An 18,938-nucleotide genomic window follows, 5' to 3' on the forward strand; every position below is an offset into this window, starting at 1 on the left:
GCAGGTCTGTTGTGGACCGCCCAGCATGGGGAAGCTTTGGCGATTGCGCAACGCCGGTTCCATCGCCACTTTCAAGCTGAACCAACCGAAGGGTACCAGTCGACCATGTGCGGACGTTTTGCCTTGACCGCGACACCGGATCGGACCGCCGCCTTTCTGGGCGTGGCGGGGCTTGAGGATTTCCCGGCGCGCTACAACATCGCGCCGACGCAGCCGATCCTGATGGTGATCGCCGGTGCTCCGCGGGCGCCGGGCTCCAATCTGCCGGACCGCCAGCCGATGCTGGTGCGCTGGGGGCTGGTCCCGACCTGGGTGAAGGACACCAGGGAGTTTCCGCTGTTGTTCAACGCACGCTCGGAAGGGGCCGCCGAGAAGGCCTCGTTTAAGGCCGCCATGCGCCATCGTCGTGCGCTGGTGCCGGCATCCGGCTTTTACGAGTGGCGGCAAACCAGGGGCAAGAAGGGGCAACCTTATTGGATACGGCCCCGGCATGGCGGAGTGGTCGCCTTTGCCGGACTGATCGAGACCTATGCCGAGCCGGGCGGTTCGGAAATGGACACCGGCGCCATCCTGACCGTCAATGCCAATGCCGACATCGCCCACATCCACGACCGTATGCCGGTGGTGATCGATCCCAGCGACTTTGCCCGTTGGCTGGATTGCCGCACGCTCGAGCCGCGCGATGTCGCCGACCTGTTGCGGCCGGCGCAGCCTGATTTTTTCGAAGCAATTCCCGTGTCCGACCTCGTCAACAAGGTCGTCAACACCGGACCGGAGATTCAGGAGAGGGGCGAGATCGGGCCGGAGCCCGAGAAGGTCAGGCGCCAGAAGCCCGGCGCGGACGATAGTCAGATGACACTGTTTTAGAGGCGCAAGTCGGCTTTGGAGGCACATGTCAGCGCTATGTCGCCGGCCCCTCCGGGGCCGGTCGCGCACCAGTTCAGGCAGCGCGAGGCGATACGATCTTCTGCGCCGGCTTTTTCTTCTTCGCGGTATGGAGAAGGGCGGCGACGATCGCTGCCGGGCCGATGGCGCGATAGTGGTTGGCCAGCGCCGGTTGCTTGGCGCGGTTGGATTCCTGCTTGGTTCGGGGCATGTCTCTCTTCCCAGGTAACATTTTCGTGTCTGCCGTTTGATGGCCGATTCTGACCAAATCGTGACGCCTGCTGAACTAGTCGACGAATGTTTCATCACTGTGCCGACATGTTTAATAAAATGTTTCGGCGCGCCTTTACCTGTGATCCAACGACGTTTTTGTCGAAAGTAGCGACTTGACGGCAACACCTGCCAAGGCGATAAAACCGCCCATGAAAACGTCTTTCGCCATTTGTGGCATTTGCATTATTGGCTAGCCTCGCGCTGGTCCGGACGTTTTCGCCTCATCTTCCCCAGATTGGACAAACGCCCCGGCCAGCAGGCTGGAGTCTGTTTTGCGCCTCGGCGGGCGCCCGGCTTCAGTCAAAACATAACGAACCGGGAAGGCACGAATGTCTGACGCATCGCATGGCCTGCGCCTCTACAACACGCTGACGCGGACGAAAGAGGATTTCGTCCCGATCGATCCGCGCAATGTGCGCATGTATGTCTGCGGCCCGACGGTCTACGACTTCGCCCACATCGGCAATGCCAGGCCGGTGATCGTCTTCGACGTGCTGTTCCGCTTGCTGCGCCATCTCTATGGCGAGGCGCACGTCACCTATGTGCGCAACATCACCGACGTCGACGACAAGATCAACGCGCGCGCCTTGCGGGACTTCGGCGGCGAGATCGCTTCCGGCGCGCTCTCGCTCAACGAGGCAATCCGGCGGGTCACCGAAAAGACGGCAGACCAGTTCCACAAGGATGTGGCCGTTCTCGGCTGCCTGGAGCCGACGGTCGAGCCGCGCGCCACCGAATTCGTCGAGCCCCGCGCTGACGGCAAGGCCGACATGATCACCTTGATTCAAAGCCTGATCGGACGCGGCCATGCTTATGTCGCGGCGGGTGAAGTGCTGTTCGACACCGCCTCGATGCCGGACTATGGACAATTGTCGAAGCGCAATCTCGACGAGCAGCAGGCCGGCGCTCGCGTCGCCGTCGACGCGCACAAGAAAAGCCCGCAAGATTTCGTGCTGTGGAAGTTGTCGTCACCGGAGGAGCCGGGCTGGAACAGCCCATGGGGCAGGGGCCGGCCGGGCTGGCACATCGAATGCTCGGCGATGTCGGCCGCCTATCTCGGCGAGGTCTTCGACATCCATGGCGGCGGCCTCGACCTGATCTTCCCGCACCATGAGAACGAGATCGCCCAGTCGCGTTGCGCCCATGGCACCGACGTCATGGCTAATATCTGGATGCACAACGGCTTCCTGCAGGTCGAAGGCCAGAAGATGTCGAAGAGCCTCGGCAATTTCTATTCGATCAACGAGTTGCTGGAGACGGAGACTTTTGGCGGCCGCAAATGGCCGGGCGAGGTGCTGCGGCTGGCAATGCTGATGACGCATTATCGCGAACCGATCGACTTTTCCGTGCGCAAGCTGGAGGAGGCAGAGAACATGCTGCGCAAATGGAAACGGGCGGCGGATCTTGCGCCGGCCGCAGGGCAATTGCCGGTGGAGGTCATCGATGCGTTGTCGGACGATCTCGCCACCTACGCTGCCTTCCAGGTCCTGACGCAGTTGGCTGGCGAGGCCGTGGACGGCAACGAAGCGGCGGCTTCGCTGAAGGCGTCGCTGCTGTTCCTCGGCTTCGATGTCGCCTCGGCCGACATTGATGAAGGTGGTGTTGCCGAGGCGATCGCCAATCGCCTCGCGCTCATCGCGTCGAAGAACTGGGCCGACGCCGACCGCATCCGCGACGAATTGCTGGCACAAGGCGTACAATTGAAGGACGGCAAGGACCCCGTCACCGGAGAGCGCGTGACAACGTGGGAGGTGAAGCGGTGAGGGTGGCGCGAAACACCCCCCTCTGTCCTGCCGGACATCTCCCCCTCAAGGGGGGAGATTGGATGTCACATTGGCTTTCGCCAATCGTCTCCGTTGATGGTCGGGCGTTTCCGGTGAAGCTGCCGATCTCCCCCCTTGAGGGGGAGATGCCCGGCAGGGCAGAGGGGGACGAACCGCGATGACGCATTATCGAGTGCCCGTCGGCAACCGCAACAATGCACGCAAGATGCGCAAGGCTATGACCGATGCCGAGCTGAAACTCTGGAATGAGATTCGCGCACATCGGCTCATGGGGCTGGCGTTTCGACGTCAGATGCCGATCGCCGGCTACATCGTCGATTTTGCCTGCTCTAGCAAGAAGCTGATCGTCGAGTTGGATGGTTCTCAGCATGCTCAGGCTGAAGCGTCGGCATCCGACGCCATGAGAACTGTCAAGCTCGAAGCCCTGGGCTGGACCATCCTGCGCTTCTGGAGCGACGACGTCATTCGCGATATCGACAATGTCTGCCAGCACATCGTGATCGAAGCCGGCCTGGCCGGCGCTGAAATTCTGGCGAGCGAACCAGCAAGGGAGTCCGTACCATGATCGACCATCTCGGTATCACCGTTGCCGATTTCGATGCTTCGAAGGCTTTCTACGACAAGGCGATGGCGACGTTAGGCGCTGCGCTGCTGTATATGGTGCCGCCGGAATACACCGGCGGCGCCAAGGTCGGCGGCTATGGCCGCGACCGGCCGGTGTTCTGGCTGAGTTCCGGCAAGGACAGGCCGAAAGACCACCAGCACGTCGCCTTCACCGCGCGCAGCCGCGCCGAGGTCGATGCCTTCCATGCCGCGGCACTTGCCGCCGGTGGCAAGGATAATGGCGGGCCGGGCCTGCGTCCGCACTATCACCCGAATTATTACGGCGCCTTCGTCTTCGATCCCGACGGCAACAATGTCGAAGCCGTCTGCCATGCCCCGGAGTGAACCGCGATGAGCCTCGACAACCGACCGATCTATACCGGCGGCTGCCAGTGCGGCGCGGTGCGCTTTCGCGTCGAGGGCGCGCTTGGCGACGCTTCGATCTGCCATTGCCGCATGTGCCAGAAGGCGTTCGGCTCGTTCTATGCGCCGCTGGTTTCGGTGCGCGGCGCAACGCTCGACTGGACGCGCGGTGAGCCCAAATATTTCCGCTCGTCCAGCCATGTCGATCGTGGCTTTTGCGCCAATTGCGGCACGCCGCTGACCTTCACCGCGCCGGACGGCGTTGGCCTCGCCATCGGCGCGTTCGACAATCCGGCGGAGATCGTGCCGCTGATCCAGTGGGGCACCGAGGCAAAGCTGCCCTATGTCGACACGATCCCGCAATTGCCGGGCGAGGAGACGATGGCGGACATGTCGTCGGCCCCCTATCTGGCCGATCTCGTCTCCTACCAGCACCCGGACCACGACACCGAACAATGGCCGCCGAAGGAAAGATCATGACCGAGACAATACGAACCGGCGGCTGCCAGTGCGGCGCGGTGCGCTTCCGCATCAAGGGGGCGCTCGGCCGGCCGTCGATTTGCCATTGCCGCATGTGCCAGAAGCAGTTCGGCTCGTTCTTCGGGGCGCTGGTGACGGTGCCCAGGGATGGCGTCGAATGGACCCATGAGGAACCAAGCTATTTCCAGTCGTCGGTCAACATCGATCGTGGGTTCTGCGCCCGCTGCGGCACGCCGCTGACCTATCGGCAGCCCGGTGGACTGGAGATCGCCATCGGCGCCTTCGACGACCGCTCCGATCTCGCCCCGCAAATCCAGGTCAACTACGCCGCGCGGCTGCCCTGGGTGGAGACGATCTTCGACCAGCCCATCCACCAGGACCCCGATTACTACGCCCGGCAGGAGCAGATCATCTCCTTCCAGCATCCCGACCACGAAACGGCGGACTGGCCGACCAAAGGTTTGCAGCTATGAGCAGTCGATTGCGCACCCTCTATCCCGAGATCGAGGCGTTCGAGTCCGGCATGCTCGATGTCGGCGACGGCCATCAGGTCTATTGGGAACGCTCCGGCACCAGGGGCGCCAAGCCGGCGGTGTTCCTGCATGGCGGGCCAGGCGGCACCATCTCGCCAAAACACCGGCGGCTGTTCGACCCAAAACTTTACGACGTCATCCTGTTCGACCAGCGCGGCTGTGGAAAATCGACGCCCAACGCCTCCCTGGAAGCCAACACGACCTGGCATCTGGTCGCTGATATCGAACGCCTGCGCGAGATGGCCGGCTTCGACAAATGGCTGGTGTTCGGCGGTTCCTGGGGCTCGACCCTGGCGCTTGCCTATGCCGAGACCCACCCTGATCGCGTCAGCGAACTGGTGGTGCGTGGCATCTACACGCTGACGCGTGCGGAGCTCGAATGGTATTACCAGTTCGGTGTCTCGGAAATGTTCCCGGACAAATGGGAGCGGTTCCTGGCGCCGATCCCGGAGGCCGAGCGCGGCGACATGATGGCGGCTTACCGCAAGCGGCTGGTGGGCAGCGACCGCAAGGCGCAGATCGAGGCGGCTCGGGTCTGGAGCCTGTGGGAAGGCGAGACGATCACGCTTTTGCCTGACCCCGAAACCAGCGCGCCTTTCGGACAGGACGACTATGCCGTCGCCTTTGCCCGTATCGAAAACCATTATTTCGTCCATGCCGGCTGGCTGGAAGAGGGGCAGTTGCTGCGCGATGCCTGGAAACTGAGGGATATACCCGGCACCATCGTGCATGGCCGCTACGACATGCCGTGCCCGGCGCGCTATGCCTGGGCGCTGCACAAGGCCTGGCCGAAGGCGGATTTTCACCTGATCGAGGGCGCCGGTCATGCCTATTCGGAGCCGGGCATCCTGGGTCAGCTGATCCGGGCGACGGACAAGTTTGCGGGCAAATGACCATGACCCGCGAGCGCCTCTACCTCTTCGACACCACCTTGCGCGATGGCCAGCAGACACCAGGCATCGACTTCTCCGTCGAGGACAAGATCGCCATCGCAAAATTGCTCGACGCTTTCGGCCTCGACTATGTCGAGGGCGGCTATCCCGGCGCCAATCCGACAGACACCGCCTTCTTCCAGGAGAAGCGCACGGCGCGCGCCAAATTTGTCGCCTTCGGCATGACCAAGCGGGCAGGGGTGTCGGCGTCTAACGATCCTGGCCTTGCAGCCCTTGTGCAATCGAAGTCGGACGCCATCTGCTTCGTCGCCAAGAGCTGGGACTACCACGTCCGCGTCGCGCTCGGCTGCACCAACGAGGAGAACCTCGACGCTATCAAGGCATCCGTCGAGGCGGCGATCGCCGCCGGCAAGGAGGCGATGGTCGATTGCGAGCATTTCTTCGATGGCTTCAAGGCCAATCCCGACTACGCCCTGGCCTGTGCCAGGACGGCCTTTGATGCCGGCGCGCGGTGGGTGGTGCTGTGCGACACCAATGGCGGCACGCAGCCGTCGGAAGTCCGCGCCATTGTCGAGCAGGTCATCGGCTCAGGCATCCCCGGTGGCAATCTCGGCATCCATGCCCATGACGACACCGGCCAGGCGGTCGCTAATTCGCTGGCCGCGGTCGAGGCCGGCGTGCGCCAGATCCAGGGAACGCTCAACGGCATCGGCGAGCGCTGCGGCAACGCCAACCTGATCTCGATCGTGCCGACCCTGGCGCTGAAGCCGGCCTTCTCCACCCGCTTCGAAACAGGTATTTCGGCGGAAGCCCTGACCGGTGTCTCCAGGCTTTCCCGCGCTTTCGACGAGCTCCTGAACCGTGCACCGGAAGCGCAGGCGCCCTATGTCGGTGCCTCGGCCTTCGCCACCAAGGCCGGCATCCATGCCTCCGCACTGGCCAAGGAGCCGGCGACCTATGAGCACGTGCCCCCGGAAGCGGTCGGCAACCGCCGCCGCGTCATGGTCTCGGACCAGGGCGGCAAGGCCAATTTCCTCGCCGAACTGAAGCGGCGCGGGATTGATGTGCCTAAGGACGACCACCGGCTTGATGCGCTGATTGCCGTGGTCAAGGAACGCGAGGCCGAGGGCTATGCGTATGAAGGCGCCGATGCCAGCTTCGAACTTCTGGCGCGCAAAATGCTGCACGGCCTGCCGGAGTTCTTCAACGTCACCTCGTTCCGCTGCATGGTCGAGCGCCGCTTCGACGCCAACGGCCAGTTGAAGACGGTGTCCGAAGCGATCGTGAAGGTGCTGGTCGACGGCGAGGAGAAGATGTCGGTTGCCGAGGGGCATGGCCCGGTCAACGCGCTCGACATTGCCCTGCGCAAGGATCTCGGCAAATTCCAGAACGAGATCGCCGACATGGAGCTTGCCGACTTCAAGGTGCGTATCCTCAATGGCGGCACGGAGGCGATCACCCGCGTGCTGATCGAATCGCATGACGGCACCGGCGCGCGCTGGTGGACGGTCGGCGTTTCCGAAAACATCATCGACGCTTCGTTCCAGGCGCTGATGGACTCCATCGTCTACAAGCTGATGAAGAACCGCGAGATGGCCGGGCTGGTGGCGGCGGAGTAGGGTTGAACCATCAACGAAAGTCCGTTGATCCATCAGAACTTTGTGATGGTCTTGGCAAGGCGGCTGGGCCATAGCCTTGGCTCATGGCCCCTGAAGCAACTGCCCTGGACATCGATTCAAAGGCCCGCCGCGGTTTTCTTTTGGCGCTGGGCGCCTATCTGCTGTGGGGATTGCTGCCCTTCTATATGAAGGCGGTCGCCCACCTGCCGCTCGCCGAAGTCATTGCCCACCGTATCGTCTGGTCGGTACCCATCGCCGCGGCCGTGCTGGTCTGGGCCGGCCGCACGACGGATTTCAAGGCGGCACTTCGCTCACCCCGCACCATCGCCATGGCCGCGCTGACGGCGGCGCTGATTTCGGTCAATTGGGGCATCTATGTCTGGGCGATCGCCGTCGACCGCACCGTGGAGACCGCGCTCGGCTACTACATCAACCCACTGGTCAACGTCGTCGTCGGCGCGCTGCTCTTGGGCGAGCGTCTCGACCGGTTGCAGATCGCGGCGGTGGTGCTGGCGGCAGTCGCCGTCACGGTGCTGACCATCGAGGGCGGCAAGCTGCCCTGGGTGTCGCTGGCGCTGGCGTTTTCCTTCGCCGCCTACGGCTTCTTCCGCAAGACGCTGCCGATCGGCCCGAGCCAGGGCTTCCTGCTCGAAGTGCTTTTGCTGTCCGTGCCGGCTCTCGGCTACATCGCCTACCTGATCGCGACCGGGCAGGACCACATCGTGTCCGGTAGCGGCGTCGATACGGCGTTGCTTATCGGCTGCGGTCCGGTCACATCGGTGCCGCTGCTGCTGTTCGCCTTCGGTGCCAAGCTGCTGCGCCTTTCGACCATCGGCATCATGCAATACATCGCGCCGACCATGGTGTTCCTGATCGCCGTCCTGATCTTCGGCGAACCTTTCGGCACCACCCAGGCCGTCGCCTTTGCCCTGATCTGGGCGGCATTGGCGATCTATTCCTGGTCGATGCTGACGAACGCGCGCAAGGCTTCTATCCGGTAAGGAGTTTCGATGTACCTGCTGCACATCGCCAACAAGAACTATTCCTCATGGTCGTTGCGGCCATGGGTGCTCATGCGCGAGCTGGATATTGCGTTCGAGGAGCGGCTGACGCCATTTCCGACCGGATCGAGCTGGGATCTCTACCGGCCGTTCTCACCCAGCGGCCGGGTGCCCTGCTTGATAGACAACAGCCTGGTCGACGATGGCTGGGCGGTCTGGGATTCGCTTGCCATCGTCGAGTATCTGGCCGAGCGTCACCATGGCGTTTGGCCCGTCGAGGCCAAGGCGCGCGCCTGGGCGCGCTCGGCCGCCGCCGAAATGCATTCGAGTTTCACCGCGCTGCGCGGCGCGTGCCCGATGAGTTGCGGCGTACGCGTCAAACCGTTCCCGATGCCCGATGCGCTGAAGCAGGATCTCTTCCGCCTCGGCGACCTATGGAACGATGGCCTTGCCCGTTTCGGCGGGCCGTTTCTCGCCGGCGCACATTTTACCGCCGTCGATGCCTTCTTTGCCCCAGTGGCGTTCCGGGTGCGGTCCTATGGGCTCACCTTCGAGGGGGCGGCTGCGGCCTATGCGGCACAGCTCCTCAATCTGCCGGCGATGCGCGAATGGTATGCGGCCGGCCTTGCCGAGACCTGGCGCGACCCGGACCACGAGGCGGAAATCCGTGCCGCCGGGACCATCATCGAGGATCTTCGCGCTTCGGCATGAACAGTCGCCGGGCTGCGGTTACAGCCCCCGGCCAAGCCGCCTGACGAACAGATAGGTGGCGGCCGCGATAAATACCGAGACCGCTGTCACCACCCAGAAACCCATGGGCGTGTCGACCAAGGGCAGCCCGCCGACATTCATGCCGAACAGGCCCGAGATGATGGTCATCGGCAGGAGCACCGCCGTCATGACAGAAAGAACATAGAGCAGCTGGTTCGACTGCATGGTTAGCTTGGCCATCAACTCGTCCTGCAACAGCCGTGTGCGCGCCTGCAACTGCTCGCCGTCATGATAGAGCGTATGCGCCCGCTGCGAGAGCCTGGCCGCCATGTCATTGATCGGGTCAGGCAGCTCGTTGCGATGCGAATGGTCGAGATGCCGGAACAGATTGGTGATCGTCGCCATCTGCCGATGGATCACCACCAGCTGCCGGCGCGCCTCGACCAGCGCCTGTCGCTCATTGTGCCATGCATCGCGCACGACGCGGTCCTCGATGCCGTCGAGCGTGTCGCCCAACTTGCCGAGCTCGACCGACATGCCGTCGAGAGACTGGCCCGTGACCGCCTCGATCAGTTCCGCCGGCGAGCGGAATTTCCGCGATCCATTCTCCACCGTCTTGCGGACGGCATCGACCGATTCCAGCGGCTGCTTGCGAGCGCCGACCAGCATCGTCTCGTTGAAGGCAAAGCGGAAATGGACAAGCCCGCGCGCTTCCGAAAAGTCGTGTTTTAGATCCGGCAGATCGCCATAGAGCCAGCCATCCTCGAAGTCGATGTGGCAGCCATGGCTGGGGGCAAGGAAGGCGTCGCGCACCGGCCCCGGCAAAGCTTTTTCGGCGCCGATCTCCTGGCGTGCATGCAGGTCGGTGATCTGATAGCTGCGCCAGGTCCAGCACGCCTGTGCAGGGTCCTTGGTGCGCAGGCCATCGGCGGTGAAATGATAGATGAAGAACAGCCCGTGCTCGTCGGGCAGGTAAGGCGACAGGTCGGTGCCTTCCGGGGCAAGAGCGACATCCATGGGCAGTACCAGATACAGTTTTCGGAAATGGCGCCGCGTGGCGGCGGCCTGACCGCGATGTCTAGCACGGACGAGTCCGCTTGCGTGTGACGGTTTCTTGACGGTCGATCACAGTCTGCCGATCACCGGCATCGCTTTCGATGTTGCCCGTCATCTGCGGCGCGCGAACGGGCCTAGAGCCCAACGCAATGGTGCGGTCAGCCGCCAGCTGCGTGACGCGAGGATCGCGTCGCGTTCTGCGCGGAGAGCGTCTCGGTCGCGGACGAGCATGTCGCGTTGAAGGCTGAGGTCGTGGTTGGTGCGAACAAGTGCGTCGTGCTCGAGTGCGAGGTCACGCGCCGTGATCGTCGGCTGCTGGTGTTCCTGCAGCGGCAGCCGGGCAAGAAGCCATTCGGAAATTGCTGCCGGAAGGGCCAGCGTTCCGTCCAATATCGGATTAGCCTCTGCCGATCCGGCGCTGAACAGGTGATGATAGTGGATGTGGACCAATCGCGCCGCGTCCGGTGCCGGCAACCCAGCCAGGTTGTTGAGAGGAAAATTGTGCGTATCCGGCAAAAGTCGCACGGAGTGGCTTCCCGCGACTGCCGCCAGCGAGAAGGCGGCCTGGCTTGTACCCCAATAGGCGGTGGCCTCTCCTTGCAGAACCCCGGTCCCGGTGTTGTAGGTTGGCCCGTCAGCCCACGACTTCATATCCGCGGCCACCAATTGTCTGAAAATGTCTTCGGTGCGCTGGAAAAGCCCGCATGCCCTTTTTGCTACAAAAAGCCCGCCATTGTAGCTCGCCCGCACTGCCTGGCCACCGACCGTTGTGTGGCAGATGGTCATAGTCGACGCCGACAAGGGCGCACAACTTTCTCCAGTAGCTGTCGAAGGGGTCGCCAGCCCCCGTCGTGCACATTCCCTTGACGTCTACAGGGCGCGCGGCGGCCGAACTGGCACCCAACGATAAATCGGGCTCGGCGACAAAGATCGTATCGCTGTCGAGCTGCACTATGATTGGCGGCCCCGGCCGACGTTCGACGTGAGAAAGCGCGTGAATGCGATACGACGTGCCATATTGCGGGTAGTAACTCTCGATCTCGATCGGCAGATATTCGACATCCATCTGCTCAAGTTTGCGCAGCGTCGACACGGATGGGCGACGGCTGCTCCTTGGCGACACGACCGTTATCGGGCACCGCGAATAGGCACCGGCGAAACAACGTATGCTCTCGCACAGCAACAGGGCTTGCGCTTCGAGAATGCCCGCCTCGGCAATCAGGACAAATTCGACACTCTTTTCGGCGATGTGGCGCGCCTGGCCAGCCTCCCGTGGCAGTGCCGGTACGCCCGGCGAGGGCGCCAGTGAAGGCTCTATTTTCGCGGCTTCACCGAGCCACTTCCCTGTGGCGCGCAACCGGGCCTTCAAGCCAGCCGCCAGCCGCGTCATTGCCGCTCTGGTCGCAGCACGCCGGTCGAGCGGCCAGCACAGGGAACAGACCCTCAGCATCTCGTGTATCCGCAACGGCGGACTGGCCAGCATGCGGGCAACGAGGCCATGCGCCAGCTGCCTGGCGGCATCCGCATCCTCGGACCGCTCGAACGGTCGGGCGGCGGCAAGGAAGACGCGAAGCACGGCAAGCAGCTTGCAGTAGGCGGCGGCGCGCCGCTCGACGGCGATCTCATGCCCACGGATGAATTCGGTCATATCGCGCGCGAAGGCGTCGTCATAAAGATCGTAGGTCAGCCCAAGCTTGGCCCAAAGCGCTTCGCGGATCGGATGCGTCCGGTTGCGCGCGTTCTTCGAGTGCTTCGTGCTCAGCCCTTGCGTGTTCAGCCGGTAGCGCGTCAGCGGCTCGGCAAGGTTTCGCGCCCGGCACAAAGGCAGCAGGGCAAAACACAGATAGTGATCATGCGATATCCACTGATCGGCCTTGTAACCCCCGACGGCCTCGAAGCCGCTACGGCGATAGGCCATGGATGAATGATAGAATGGATTGTGGAACAGGATGGTCCACCGGATCGCAAGATCCGTTTCGGGCATCAGCTGCCCGCCGACGACGCGGTCGGCTTCGTCGATCAGCGTTACCGCGTTTCCGACGAGGCCAAGCTCGGAGTCCTCGTCCAGCGCGGCGACCAGCCGCCCGACATGCGTCGGCTCGGCAATGTCATCGCAATCCAGACGCAGGATGATATCGCCGCGGGCCGCCTCGATGCCGCGGTTGGCGGCGGCGGCTGGGCCAAGATTGGTCGGATTTGTCACGATCCTGATGCGCGGATCACGACGTGCCAGCGCCTCGAAGACCGCGGCGTCGCCCGTCGCGTCATCGACGATCACAAGCTCAAGATCGCGGAACTCCTGGGTTAGGATGCTGTCGACCGCCGCGTCGAGGAAGCGCTGGTCGGTGTAGACGGTCATGACGACGGAGGCGCGGGGAGCGAGATCTGTCTCCGTCTCGGGTCTGTTCTCCAAAGTTTGTCCCCCTGCAGATATTCCCGGATAGCCAACTCGCCCGCGAGCCGCAAACAGAAATCGCTACAGGACGAGTTTGCTCACCCGTATCCGGCGAAAGTCTTGGAGGGAGAGGAGGCGGGAAGCTTTGCCGACCGCCACCCTGTTGCGCCCGTCAGCGCTTCGGGCCGAAGCCTGGATAGGGGTTGAGCGGGACGATGGCGGCAATGTCCATCATGCCTGCCTTGACCAGCGGCAAGGTGGAGAGATGGTGGCGCACATCGGCGTCGCTGCCGGCCTCGAACATCATGCCGCTGCCCGGGATGTCGCCGCGGTTCCACACCTGACGCACCGCGCCTTCGGCATAAAGCGTGCGCCGCTGCTCGGCCTCGCCGGGCAGCAGCGGCGCGAAATCGGCATCGCTGAACTTTTCGGTGTTGCGGGTGAGAAGGGCAAAGAACTGCATGGCGGTCTCCTTGGGTTGGGGTGTGCCAACTATCGCCGCGGCTAGCCAGACTGTCCAAGACTGAATAGGCTAAAGTTGAGACCTCCAAGGACTTGAAGATCGAAGAAAAATGTTCGACCTGCGCCAACTCCGCTATTTCGTCACGGTCGCCGAAACCGGCAATGTCGGCCGTGCCGCCGAAATGCTGCATATTTCGCAATCGCCGCTCAGCCGGCAGATCATGCAGCTCGAGGAACAGCTTGGCGTTCCCCTGTTTGAAAGAGCCAGGCAACGGGTCCATCTCAACGCCGAGGGTCGCGCCTTCCTCGCCGAGGCCCGCTCGCTGCTGTCCAACGCGCGGCGATTGGAGGAGTTTGGCCGCAACCTGGCCAGCGGCGCCGTCGGCCGTCTCGCCATCGGCTATGTCGAAGGCGCCGTGCATGCCGGGCTTGTCGCCGGGATGCTGCGTCAGTTCCGCCGCGAACGACCGGATTTTCACCTTCAGTTGCGAAGCCTGCGGTCGGCGGCGCAACTGGAGGGGCTGCGGCAGCGCTCGCTCGATCTGGGCTTCGTCTATTCGCCGCCGGCTGACGATGACCCGGACATTGCCAGCATCGCGCTGCGCCATGAACCGCTGGTGCTGGCGATCCCCGAAGATGACCCGCTTGTAGGGTTGTCAGACATCAGGCCGCATGACCTCGACCGCCGCACCTGGATCACCGTCGTGCGCCAGCCTGACGACACCAACCGTGGCCAGTTCCTGGCCGCTTGCGCCAAGGCCGGCTTTTTTCCCGACATCGCTTATGAAACCGCCGATCCGTTGACCTCGCTCGGCCTGGTCAGCGCCGGTCTTGGCTTGGCGACGGTGCAGGCCAGCCTGCGCGCCGCCGCGCCGTCACGGATCGTGTTTCGCGACCTGCCATGGTTCGAGCGAACGGTTTCCGTCCATCTTGCCTGGCGGCGTCACGACCGCCGCGCGGTGATCACCGGCTTGCGGGAGGCGGCGGGGGAAGAGGGTAGGGCAGTAGGGCAGTAGGGCAGTAGGGCAGTAGGGCAGTAGGGCAGTAGGGCAGTAGGGCAGTAGGGCAGTAGGGCATCACTCCAGGCAATCTACACACTGCCTTACTGCCCTACTCCCTTATTCCCCTACATCTTGTCGATCACCGACTGCATTCCCTCGGTCGGGGCGTCGACCGAGGAGCCGGCCACCATGATGGCGGCGACGATTGCCTCGGGGTCATTGACGACCAGTGGCTTCACCCGCTGCGCGGTGTGGATGAAGCCCTCGGCGGCCATATGGTCGAGCAAGGCCAGCATCGGATCCCAGAATCCGCCGACATTGGCGAAGACGATCGGCTTGCGGTGATGGCCGAGCTGCCCCCAGGTCATGACCTCGACGATCTCCTCGACCGTGCCGATGCCGCCCGGCAGCGCCACAAAGGCGTCGGATTTTTCGAACATCCTGTGTTTGCGCTCGTGCATATTGTCGGTGATTACGAGTTCGTCGAGCCGGTCAAGCGCGGTTTCGGTCGCCTCCTTGTTGATCAGGAAGCGCGGAATGATGCCCGTCACCTTGCCGCCGGCACGCAAGGCGCCCTCGGCGACGGCGCCCATGATGCCTTTGGTGCCGCCGCCGTAAATCAGCCTGAGGCCGGAGCGCGCAATCGAGCGCCCAAGCACGTGACCGGCCTTGGCATAGGTTTCATCGCGGCCCGGAGACGAGCCGCAATAGACGCAGACGGATCGAATCGTGTTCATACCGATGATTGGTGATTGGGTCTGAAAGCGGGGTCAAGCCCGGGGCGGGCTTTTTCTTGTCGGCTTTGGCAAAACAGGCTAGACCGGCATTAGGTGGCTAAGGGGTAGGGAAATATGGCAATTAATCCACTGAAGGCGTTCTTGTTCGCAGCGGGTGGGACCGTTGCGGCCGCAGGAACCGCCTATGTATCGGGCGCACTCGACCCATATCTCATTCGTACGCCGCCGGCGGAAGTGGCAGCACTGACGCCGCCCGCGGCGCCGAAACCAGCCGATCCCGGCACGGAAGCGCGGCTGCCGCCAGCGGCGGTGCCGGCCGCTCCCGGCGCGGCGCCTCAGGCTACGACCCCGGCCGCACCGGCAACGGATGCGACGGCTCCAGCCGCGCCCGCAACGGATGCGGCTGCGGCCGGTCCGATCGTGCCGTCCTTCGATGTGGTGCGCGTCGAGAGCAATGGCTCGATCGTCATTGCCGGCAATGCGGCGCCCAATTCGAAGGTAGAGATACTCAACGGCACCACCGTGCTCGGCTCGACGGTCGCTGGCCCCGATGGCGCCTTTGTCATCGTGCTCGACGATCCGCTGAAACCCGGCGACTACACAATCGCATTGCGCGCCACCACCGGCGATGTCGTGACCGCCTCGGCGCAAACCGCAGTCGTCTCGGTTCCCAAGGATGCGGCGGGCCAGGTGCTGGCCATGGTCGAAGAGCCAGGCAAGCCGGCCGAACTGCTCACCGTTCCGGCGCCCGAGACAAAGCCGGCCGCACCGGCTGCCGGCGACCAGGCTGCCGCCCCGGCGGCTCCTGCGCCAGCCGTGGTTGCAGCAGCACCCGCTCCGGCGGCATCGGCTACGCCGCCCGCCGGATCAGTGGCCGAACCCAAGATCGTCGTCGAAGCGGTCGAAATCGACGGCAAAAAGATCTTTGTCGCCGGTCTCGCCGATGCCGGCCGCAAGGTGCGCGCCTATGCGAATGACATCCTGCTCGGCGACGCGAAGACGTCGCCGGACGGCCATTTCCTGGTCGAGGCGACGCGTGACATTCCGGTCGGCAGCTACACCATCCATGTCGATGGCCTCGATGCCGATGGGGTGACAGTTGTGGCCCGCGCCGCCGTACCGTTCGAGCGCGAGCCGGGTGATTCTGTCGCCGCCGTGGCGCCCGCCGAAGCAAAGCCGGCCGTGCCTGCCGTCGCAGGCGCCGCCCCGGCGGAATCCGCATCGGCTCCTGCTGCACCGGCCACCGAGGCTCCAGCCGGGACGGCACCGGCCGCGCCCGCTCCCGCCACCGACGCTGCAGGAGTTGTGGCTGCGGCAACGCCGCCAAGCGATGTGCCCGAGACGGTGGCGCCCAAGCTCGAGCATGCCGGCAGTGCCGTCATCATTCGCCGCAACGATACGCTTTGGCGGATTTCGCGGCGCGTCTACGGCCATGGCGTGCGCTACTCGACCATCTACCTCGCCAACCAGGATCAGATCAGCGATCCCGACCGCATCTGGCCGGGGCAGGTGTTCAAGGTCCCGGAAAAGTCGAAGGAAGGCGAAGCCGCCGACCTCAAGGCGATGGGCGAGCAGGCCACGACGGCTCCGCCCAAGACCAAGTGATTGTATTGAGCGCGCTCGCCTCCACCGCGAGGCGAGACGCCTTCGACTGAGTCCCTGCACAAGAAAGGACTTCTGGTTCGGTGTTGAACCAGGCGGCGGTGTCGCTCGGGCTGGTGACCCAATCCTGTTTCGTCATCAATCCCCGGCGCTTCGGCCGTGATCGGTTTCGGCGTCCAACAAATAGCCGAGGACGAACATGCCGATTGGGCGCTATAATCGGCGCGCAGTCAGAAACAGGACTTATAAATGAGAAAAGGCGACTTCAGCGAGTTGGCCATGTTTATCGCGGTCGCCGAAGAGGGAAGCTTTACACGTGCCGCCGCGAAGCTTGGCCTGTCCCAGTCGGCACTCAGCTATGCCGTCCGCATGCTCGAGGAGCGGCTCAAAGTCAGATTGATCTCGCGAACGACACGCAGCCTGTCGTTGACCGACGCAGGAGAAAGGCTGCTGCACAGCCTGCGTCCGGCATTCGACCATATCGACAATGAAATCGCTCAGCTCACCGCCCTTCGTGACAAGCCTGCGGGCACGATCCGCATCACCACCTTCCGGCACGCGGCAAGAACGGTGCTCTGGCCCGTCCTATTGAAGCTCCTGCCGAATTATCCGGACATCGCTGTCGAGATCAATGTCGATGAAGGGCTGACCGACATCGTCGCCGGTCGGTTTGACGCGGGCATCCGCGTCGGCGAGCAGGTCGAGAAGGACATGGTTGCGGTCCGGGTGAGCGCGGACATCCGCATGGCGGTGGTCGGCTCCCCGACGTATTTTGCCACTCGCGAGGTTCCCCAAACGCCGCGCGATTTGAGCAACCACAATTGCGTCAGCTACCGTCAGAGCGCAGGGGGTGGGCTCTATGCCTGGGAGTTCGAGCGCGACGGCGTCGAGCTTGAGGTCCGGGTCAACGGGTCGCTCGTCATCAACGACAACGAGATGCTGGTCAACGCTGCCCTCGGCGGACTGGGGCTGGTCTATACTTTCGAGACGCAAATCACCCAGCATGTTGCCGATGGACGCCTCATCCGTGTGCTGGAGGATTGGTGCCCGCCATTCTCCGGCTACCACCTCTATTATCCAAGCAGACGACAACAAACCCCGGCCTTCGCAGTCTTGGTCGAAGCGCTCCGCTACAAAGGGTAGTGGTTTTCGACTGACGATGACGCATTTATCAATCCCATTTCTAAGTTCATGCAGATAATAGCGTCTAATCAGGATAAGCTGCGCGGTCTATCTCCTGTCCATCGAAGACAAGGAGTTGGATATGAGCAAGGTCTGGTTCATCACGGGTGCCGGCAGCGGCATTGGCGCCGCCACCGCCAGGGCGGCACTGAAGGCAGGCGATCGGGTGATCGCGACTGGCCGCAATCTCGACAAGGTCCGCAATGCGCTGAGCGATGTCGCAGGCGACAGGCTCGTGTGCGTCCAGTTGGATGTCGCCAACGAAGCACAGGCGAAGGCTGCGGTTGACGAGGCGATGAAGGCCTTTGGACGCATCGACGTTCTGGTCAACAATGCCGGCTACAGCCTGCTTGGCAATTTCGAGGAGTTGAGCACCGCCCAGATCGAGGGACTGATCTCGACAAATCTGTACGGCGTCATCCACGTCATGCGTGCGGTCCTTCCAGCCATGCGCAAACAACGCTCGGGCCGGATCATCAACATCAGTTCGCTTGCCGGCATAATGGGCTTCAAGCATTGCGGCGCCTACAGCGCTGCCAAATTCGCGGTCGAAGGCCTTTCCCTCTCGGTGGCGCAGGAGGTCGAACAGTTCGGCATCAAGATCGTGGTGGTCGCGCCGGGCTTCTTCCGCACGGACCTCCTCGATGTGCAGAACGCCAAATACAGCGCCAGCACGATCCAGGACTACGCCGCTGAAGGCACCGCCCAAGACATGTGGTCGGGCTATGACGGCAAGCAGCAAGGTGATCCCGCCAAGCTCGGCGCTGTCTTCGTCAAACTTGCCGGGATGGAGAATCCGCCGAGGCAGTTCCTGGCTGGCAGTGACGCCCTTGCAGCGTTCAATCCGGTCCTCGAAGGGCGTCTTGAGGAACTGCGCGCCTACGCGGACCTGTCCAGGTCGACGGACGGCTCATTCTAGGCCCCACAAAACCAAAGGAATTGCACAATGAAGACACTCGCCATCGCTGCGGTCGCAGCCACGGCCGCCACCATCGTTCTTGCCGCAACAGGCTATGCGCAGAACACACAGCCGCCCGGCTACATGATCGCCAACTACACAATCAAGGATCAGGCGGGCTACCGCAAATATATGGAAGAGGCGGGTCCGCTTGCCCCGAAATATGGCGGCAAGATCATCGTCTTCAACCTCAACGCGAACGCGGTGGAAGGCCAGCCGAAAAAGGTCATGGCCATAGCCGAGTTTCCGAGCCTGGCCGACGCCCAGCGCTTCTACAATTCGCCCGAATATACGGCCGCGAGGAAGTTCCGCGTTGCCTCGACCGAAGGCACGGTTGTCATCACGGAAGGTTTTGTCCCTCCGCAGCCATAACGGGCGAACAGGGCGGGAAACACCGAGT

At 63.2% G+C, this 18,938-nt stretch carries 21 protein-coding genes; 15 read left to right on the top strand and 6 right to left on the bottom strand.

The features are described from left to right. The first annotated feature begins 105 nt into the window (after positions 1–105). A complete protein-coding gene (locus AC1DZP_RS23755; protein WP_477305752.1) occupies positions 106–867 on the top strand; it encodes an SOS response-associated peptidase in 762 nt (253 codons plus the stop codon). 73 nt (positions 868–940) lie between these two features. Here the strand turns inward: AC1DZP_RS23755 and AC1DZP_RS23760 are convergent, their stop codons facing one another. Further along, positions 941–1,096 carry a hypothetical protein gene (locus tag AC1DZP_RS23760; protein WP_111549195.1) on the bottom strand — a complete coding sequence of 52 codons (156 nt, stop codon included), beginning with the start codon at positions 1,094–1,096 and terminating at the stop codon, positions 941–943. 391 nt (positions 1,097–1,487) lie between these two features. Here AC1DZP_RS23760 and cysS point away from each other — a divergent pair, with 391 nt between their 5' ends. The 9 genes from cysS (at position 1,488) to AC1DZP_RS23805 (ending at position 9,145) form a co-directional block, all read left to right on the top strand. Further along, positions 1,488–2,921, top strand: coding sequence for a cysteine--tRNA ligase (gene cysS / locus AC1DZP_RS23765; protein WP_477305754.1), 1,434 nt, complete (start codon positions 1,488–1,490; stop codon positions 2,919–2,921). 178 nt (positions 2,922–3,099) lie between these two features. Beyond that, on the top strand, positions 3,100–3,507 hold the full coding sequence (locus AC1DZP_RS23770) for an endonuclease domain-containing protein (protein WP_477305756.1): 408 nt from the start codon (positions 3,100–3,102) through the stop codon (positions 3,505–3,507). Further along, positions 3,504–3,890, top strand: coding sequence for a VOC family protein (locus tag AC1DZP_RS23775; protein WP_477305758.1), 387 nt, complete (start codon positions 3,504–3,506; stop codon positions 3,888–3,890). The genes AC1DZP_RS23770 and AC1DZP_RS23775 overlap by 4 nt, the downstream gene beginning before the upstream one ends. 6 nt (positions 3,891–3,896) lie before the next feature. Further along, positions 3,897–4,388: a GFA family protein gene (locus tag AC1DZP_RS23780; protein ID WP_095086514.1), complete on the top strand. Its 492-nt coding sequence runs from the start codon at positions 3,897–3,899 to the stop codon at positions 4,386–4,388. Further along, positions 4,385–4,861, top strand: coding sequence for a GFA family protein (locus tag AC1DZP_RS23785; RefSeq protein ID WP_457151885.1), 477 nt, complete (start codon positions 4,385–4,387; stop codon positions 4,859–4,861). The genes AC1DZP_RS23780 and AC1DZP_RS23785 overlap by 4 nt, the downstream gene beginning before the upstream one ends. After that, on the top strand, positions 4,858–5,814 hold the full coding sequence (gene pip, locus AC1DZP_RS23790) for a prolyl aminopeptidase (RefSeq protein WP_477305760.1): 957 nt from the start codon (positions 4,858–4,860) through the stop codon (positions 5,812–5,814). Before AC1DZP_RS23785 ends, pip begins: the two co-directional genes overlap by 4 nt. After that, entirely contained in the window at positions 5,811–7,433 is a 1,623-nt protein-coding gene (cimA, locus tag AC1DZP_RS23795; RefSeq protein ID WP_477226255.1) for a citramalate synthase, read from the top strand. The genes pip and cimA overlap by 4 nt, the downstream gene beginning before the upstream one ends. Positions 7,434–7,516: 83 nt before the next feature. Next, a complete protein-coding gene (rarD, locus tag AC1DZP_RS23800) occupies positions 7,517–8,434 on the top strand; it encodes an EamA family transporter RarD (RefSeq protein WP_477305762.1) in 918 nt (305 codons plus the stop codon). A gap of 9 nt (positions 8,435–8,443) precedes the next feature. Next, positions 8,444–9,145: a glutathione S-transferase gene (locus AC1DZP_RS23805; RefSeq protein ID WP_477305764.1), complete on the top strand. Its 702-nt coding sequence runs from the start codon at positions 8,444–8,446 to the stop codon at positions 9,143–9,145. Positions 9,146–9,163: 18 nt separating this feature from the next. Here AC1DZP_RS23805 and AC1DZP_RS23810 read toward each other — a convergent pair whose 3' ends face one another. From AC1DZP_RS23810 to AC1DZP_RS23825, 4 genes are all read right to left on the bottom strand, one after another. Next, a complete protein-coding gene (locus AC1DZP_RS23810) occupies positions 9,164–10,162 on the bottom strand; it encodes a transporter (RefSeq protein ID WP_477226256.1) in 999 nt (332 codons plus the stop codon). A gap of 150 nt (positions 10,163–10,312) precedes the next feature. Then, positions 10,313–10,864 carry a hypothetical protein gene (locus AC1DZP_RS23815; RefSeq protein ID WP_477305765.1) on the bottom strand — a complete coding sequence of 184 codons (552 nt, stop codon included), beginning with the start codon at positions 10,862–10,864 and terminating at the stop codon, positions 10,313–10,315. Further along, positions 10,836–12,614 (bottom strand): glycosyltransferase family 2 protein, encoded by a 1,779-nt coding sequence (locus AC1DZP_RS23820; RefSeq protein ID WP_477305767.1) that lies wholly within the window; start codon positions 12,612–12,614, stop codon positions 10,836–10,838. Before AC1DZP_RS23820 ends, AC1DZP_RS23815 begins: the two co-directional genes overlap by 29 nt. Positions 12,615–12,768: 154 nt before the next feature. Then, on the bottom strand, positions 12,769–13,059 hold the full coding sequence (locus tag AC1DZP_RS23825) for a muconolactone Delta-isomerase family protein (protein ID WP_477305769.1): 291 nt from the start codon (positions 13,057–13,059) through the stop codon (positions 12,769–12,771). 109 nt (positions 13,060–13,168) lie between these two features. Between AC1DZP_RS23825 and AC1DZP_RS23830 the strand changes: the two genes are divergently transcribed. After that, complete coding sequence (locus AC1DZP_RS23830) at positions 13,169–14,074, top strand: LysR substrate-binding domain-containing protein (RefSeq protein ID WP_477305771.1); 906 nt, start codon at positions 13,169–13,171, stop codon at positions 14,072–14,074. 110 nt (positions 14,075–14,184) lie between these two features. Here the strand turns inward: AC1DZP_RS23830 and AC1DZP_RS23835 are convergent, their stop codons facing one another. Next, complete coding sequence (locus AC1DZP_RS23835) at positions 14,185–14,796, bottom strand: LOG family protein (RefSeq protein ID WP_477305773.1); 612 nt, start codon at positions 14,794–14,796, stop codon at positions 14,185–14,187. Between the two features lie 114 nt (positions 14,797–14,910). Between AC1DZP_RS23835 and AC1DZP_RS23840 the strand changes: the two genes are divergently transcribed. From AC1DZP_RS23840 to AC1DZP_RS23855, 4 genes are all read left to right on the top strand, one after another. Next, positions 14,911–16,401 carry a LysM peptidoglycan-binding domain-containing protein gene (locus AC1DZP_RS23840; protein ID WP_477305775.1) on the top strand — a complete coding sequence of 497 codons (1,491 nt, stop codon included), beginning with the start codon at positions 14,911–14,913 and terminating at the stop codon, positions 16,399–16,401. A 246-nt stretch (positions 16,402–16,647) separates the two neighbouring features. Next, on the top strand, positions 16,648–17,541 hold the full coding sequence (locus AC1DZP_RS23845; protein ID WP_477305777.1) for a LysR family transcriptional regulator: 894 nt from the start codon (positions 16,648–16,650) through the stop codon (positions 17,539–17,541). 121 nt (positions 17,542–17,662) lie between these two features. Further along, entirely contained in the window at positions 17,663–18,499 is an 837-nt protein-coding gene (locus AC1DZP_RS23850; RefSeq protein WP_095086479.1) for an SDR family oxidoreductase, read from the top strand. 27 nt (positions 18,500–18,526) lie between these two features. Further along, positions 18,527–18,910: a DUF1330 domain-containing protein gene (locus AC1DZP_RS23855; protein WP_477305779.1), complete on the top strand. Its 384-nt coding sequence runs from the start codon at positions 18,527–18,529 to the stop codon at positions 18,908–18,910. The last annotated feature ends 28 nt before the right edge of the window (positions 18,911–18,938 follow it).

Source organism: Mesorhizobium sp. P2_F8 (assembly GCF_056403655.1).

Bases quoted from the DNA above. Each gene is read 5' to 3' on its own strand.
- AC1DZP_RS23780 (WP_095086514.1), top strand. From the start codon at position 3,897: ATGAGCCTCGACAACCGACCGATCTATACCGGCGGCTGCCAGTGCGGC.
- AC1DZP_RS23810 (WP_477226256.1), bottom strand. From the start codon at position 10,162: ATGGATGTCGCTCTTGCCCCGGAAGGCACCGACCTGTCGCCTTACCTG.
- AC1DZP_RS23755 (WP_477305752.1), top strand. From the start codon at position 106: ATGTGCGGACGTTTTGCCTTGACCGCGACACCGGATCGGACCGCCGCC.
- AC1DZP_RS23850 (WP_095086479.1), top strand. From the start codon at position 17,663: ATGAGCAAGGTCTGGTTCATCACGGGTGCCGGCAGCGGCATTGGCGCC.
- cysS (WP_477305754.1), top strand. From the start codon at position 1,488: ATGTCTGACGCATCGCATGGCCTGCGCCTCTACAACACGCTGACGCGG.
- AC1DZP_RS23785 (WP_457151885.1), top strand. From the start codon at position 4,385: ATGACCGAGACAATACGAACCGGCGGCTGCCAGTGCGGCGCGGTGCGC.
- AC1DZP_RS23835 (WP_477305773.1), bottom strand. From the start codon at position 14,796: ATGAACACGATTCGATCCGTCTGCGTCTATTGCGGCTCGTCTCCGGGC.
- AC1DZP_RS23775 (WP_477305758.1), top strand. From the start codon at position 3,504: ATGATCGACCATCTCGGTATCACCGTTGCCGATTTCGATGCTTCGAAG.
- pip (WP_477305760.1), top strand. From the start codon at position 4,858: ATGAGCAGTCGATTGCGCACCCTCTATCCCGAGATCGAGGCGTTCGAG.
- AC1DZP_RS23830 (WP_477305771.1), top strand. From the start codon at position 13,169: ATGTTCGACCTGCGCCAACTCCGCTATTTCGTCACGGTCGCCGAAACC.
- rarD (WP_477305762.1), top strand. From the start codon at position 7,517: ATGGCCCCTGAAGCAACTGCCCTGGACATCGATTCAAAGGCCCGCCGC.
- cimA (WP_477226255.1), top strand. From the start codon at position 5,811: ATGACCATGACCCGCGAGCGCCTCTACCTCTTCGACACCACCTTGCGC.
- AC1DZP_RS23845 (WP_477305777.1), top strand. From the start codon at position 16,648: ATGAGAAAAGGCGACTTCAGCGAGTTGGCCATGTTTATCGCGGTCGCC.
- AC1DZP_RS23760 (WP_111549195.1), bottom strand. From the start codon at position 1,096: ATGCCCCGAACCAAGCAGGAATCCAACCGCGCCAAGCAACCGGCGCTG.
- AC1DZP_RS23805 (WP_477305764.1), top strand. From the start codon at position 8,444: ATGTACCTGCTGCACATCGCCAACAAGAACTATTCCTCATGGTCGTTG.
- AC1DZP_RS23770 (WP_477305756.1), top strand. From the start codon at position 3,100: ATGACGCATTATCGAGTGCCCGTCGGCAACCGCAACAATGCACGCAAG.
- AC1DZP_RS23855 (WP_477305779.1), top strand. From the start codon at position 18,527: ATGAAGACACTCGCCATCGCTGCGGTCGCAGCCACGGCCGCCACCATC.
- AC1DZP_RS23840 (WP_477305775.1), top strand. From the start codon at position 14,911: ATGGCAATTAATCCACTGAAGGCGTTCTTGTTCGCAGCGGGTGGGACC.
- AC1DZP_RS23825 (WP_477305769.1), bottom strand. From the start codon at position 13,059: ATGCAGTTCTTTGCCCTTCTCACCCGCAACACCGAAAAGTTCAGCGAT.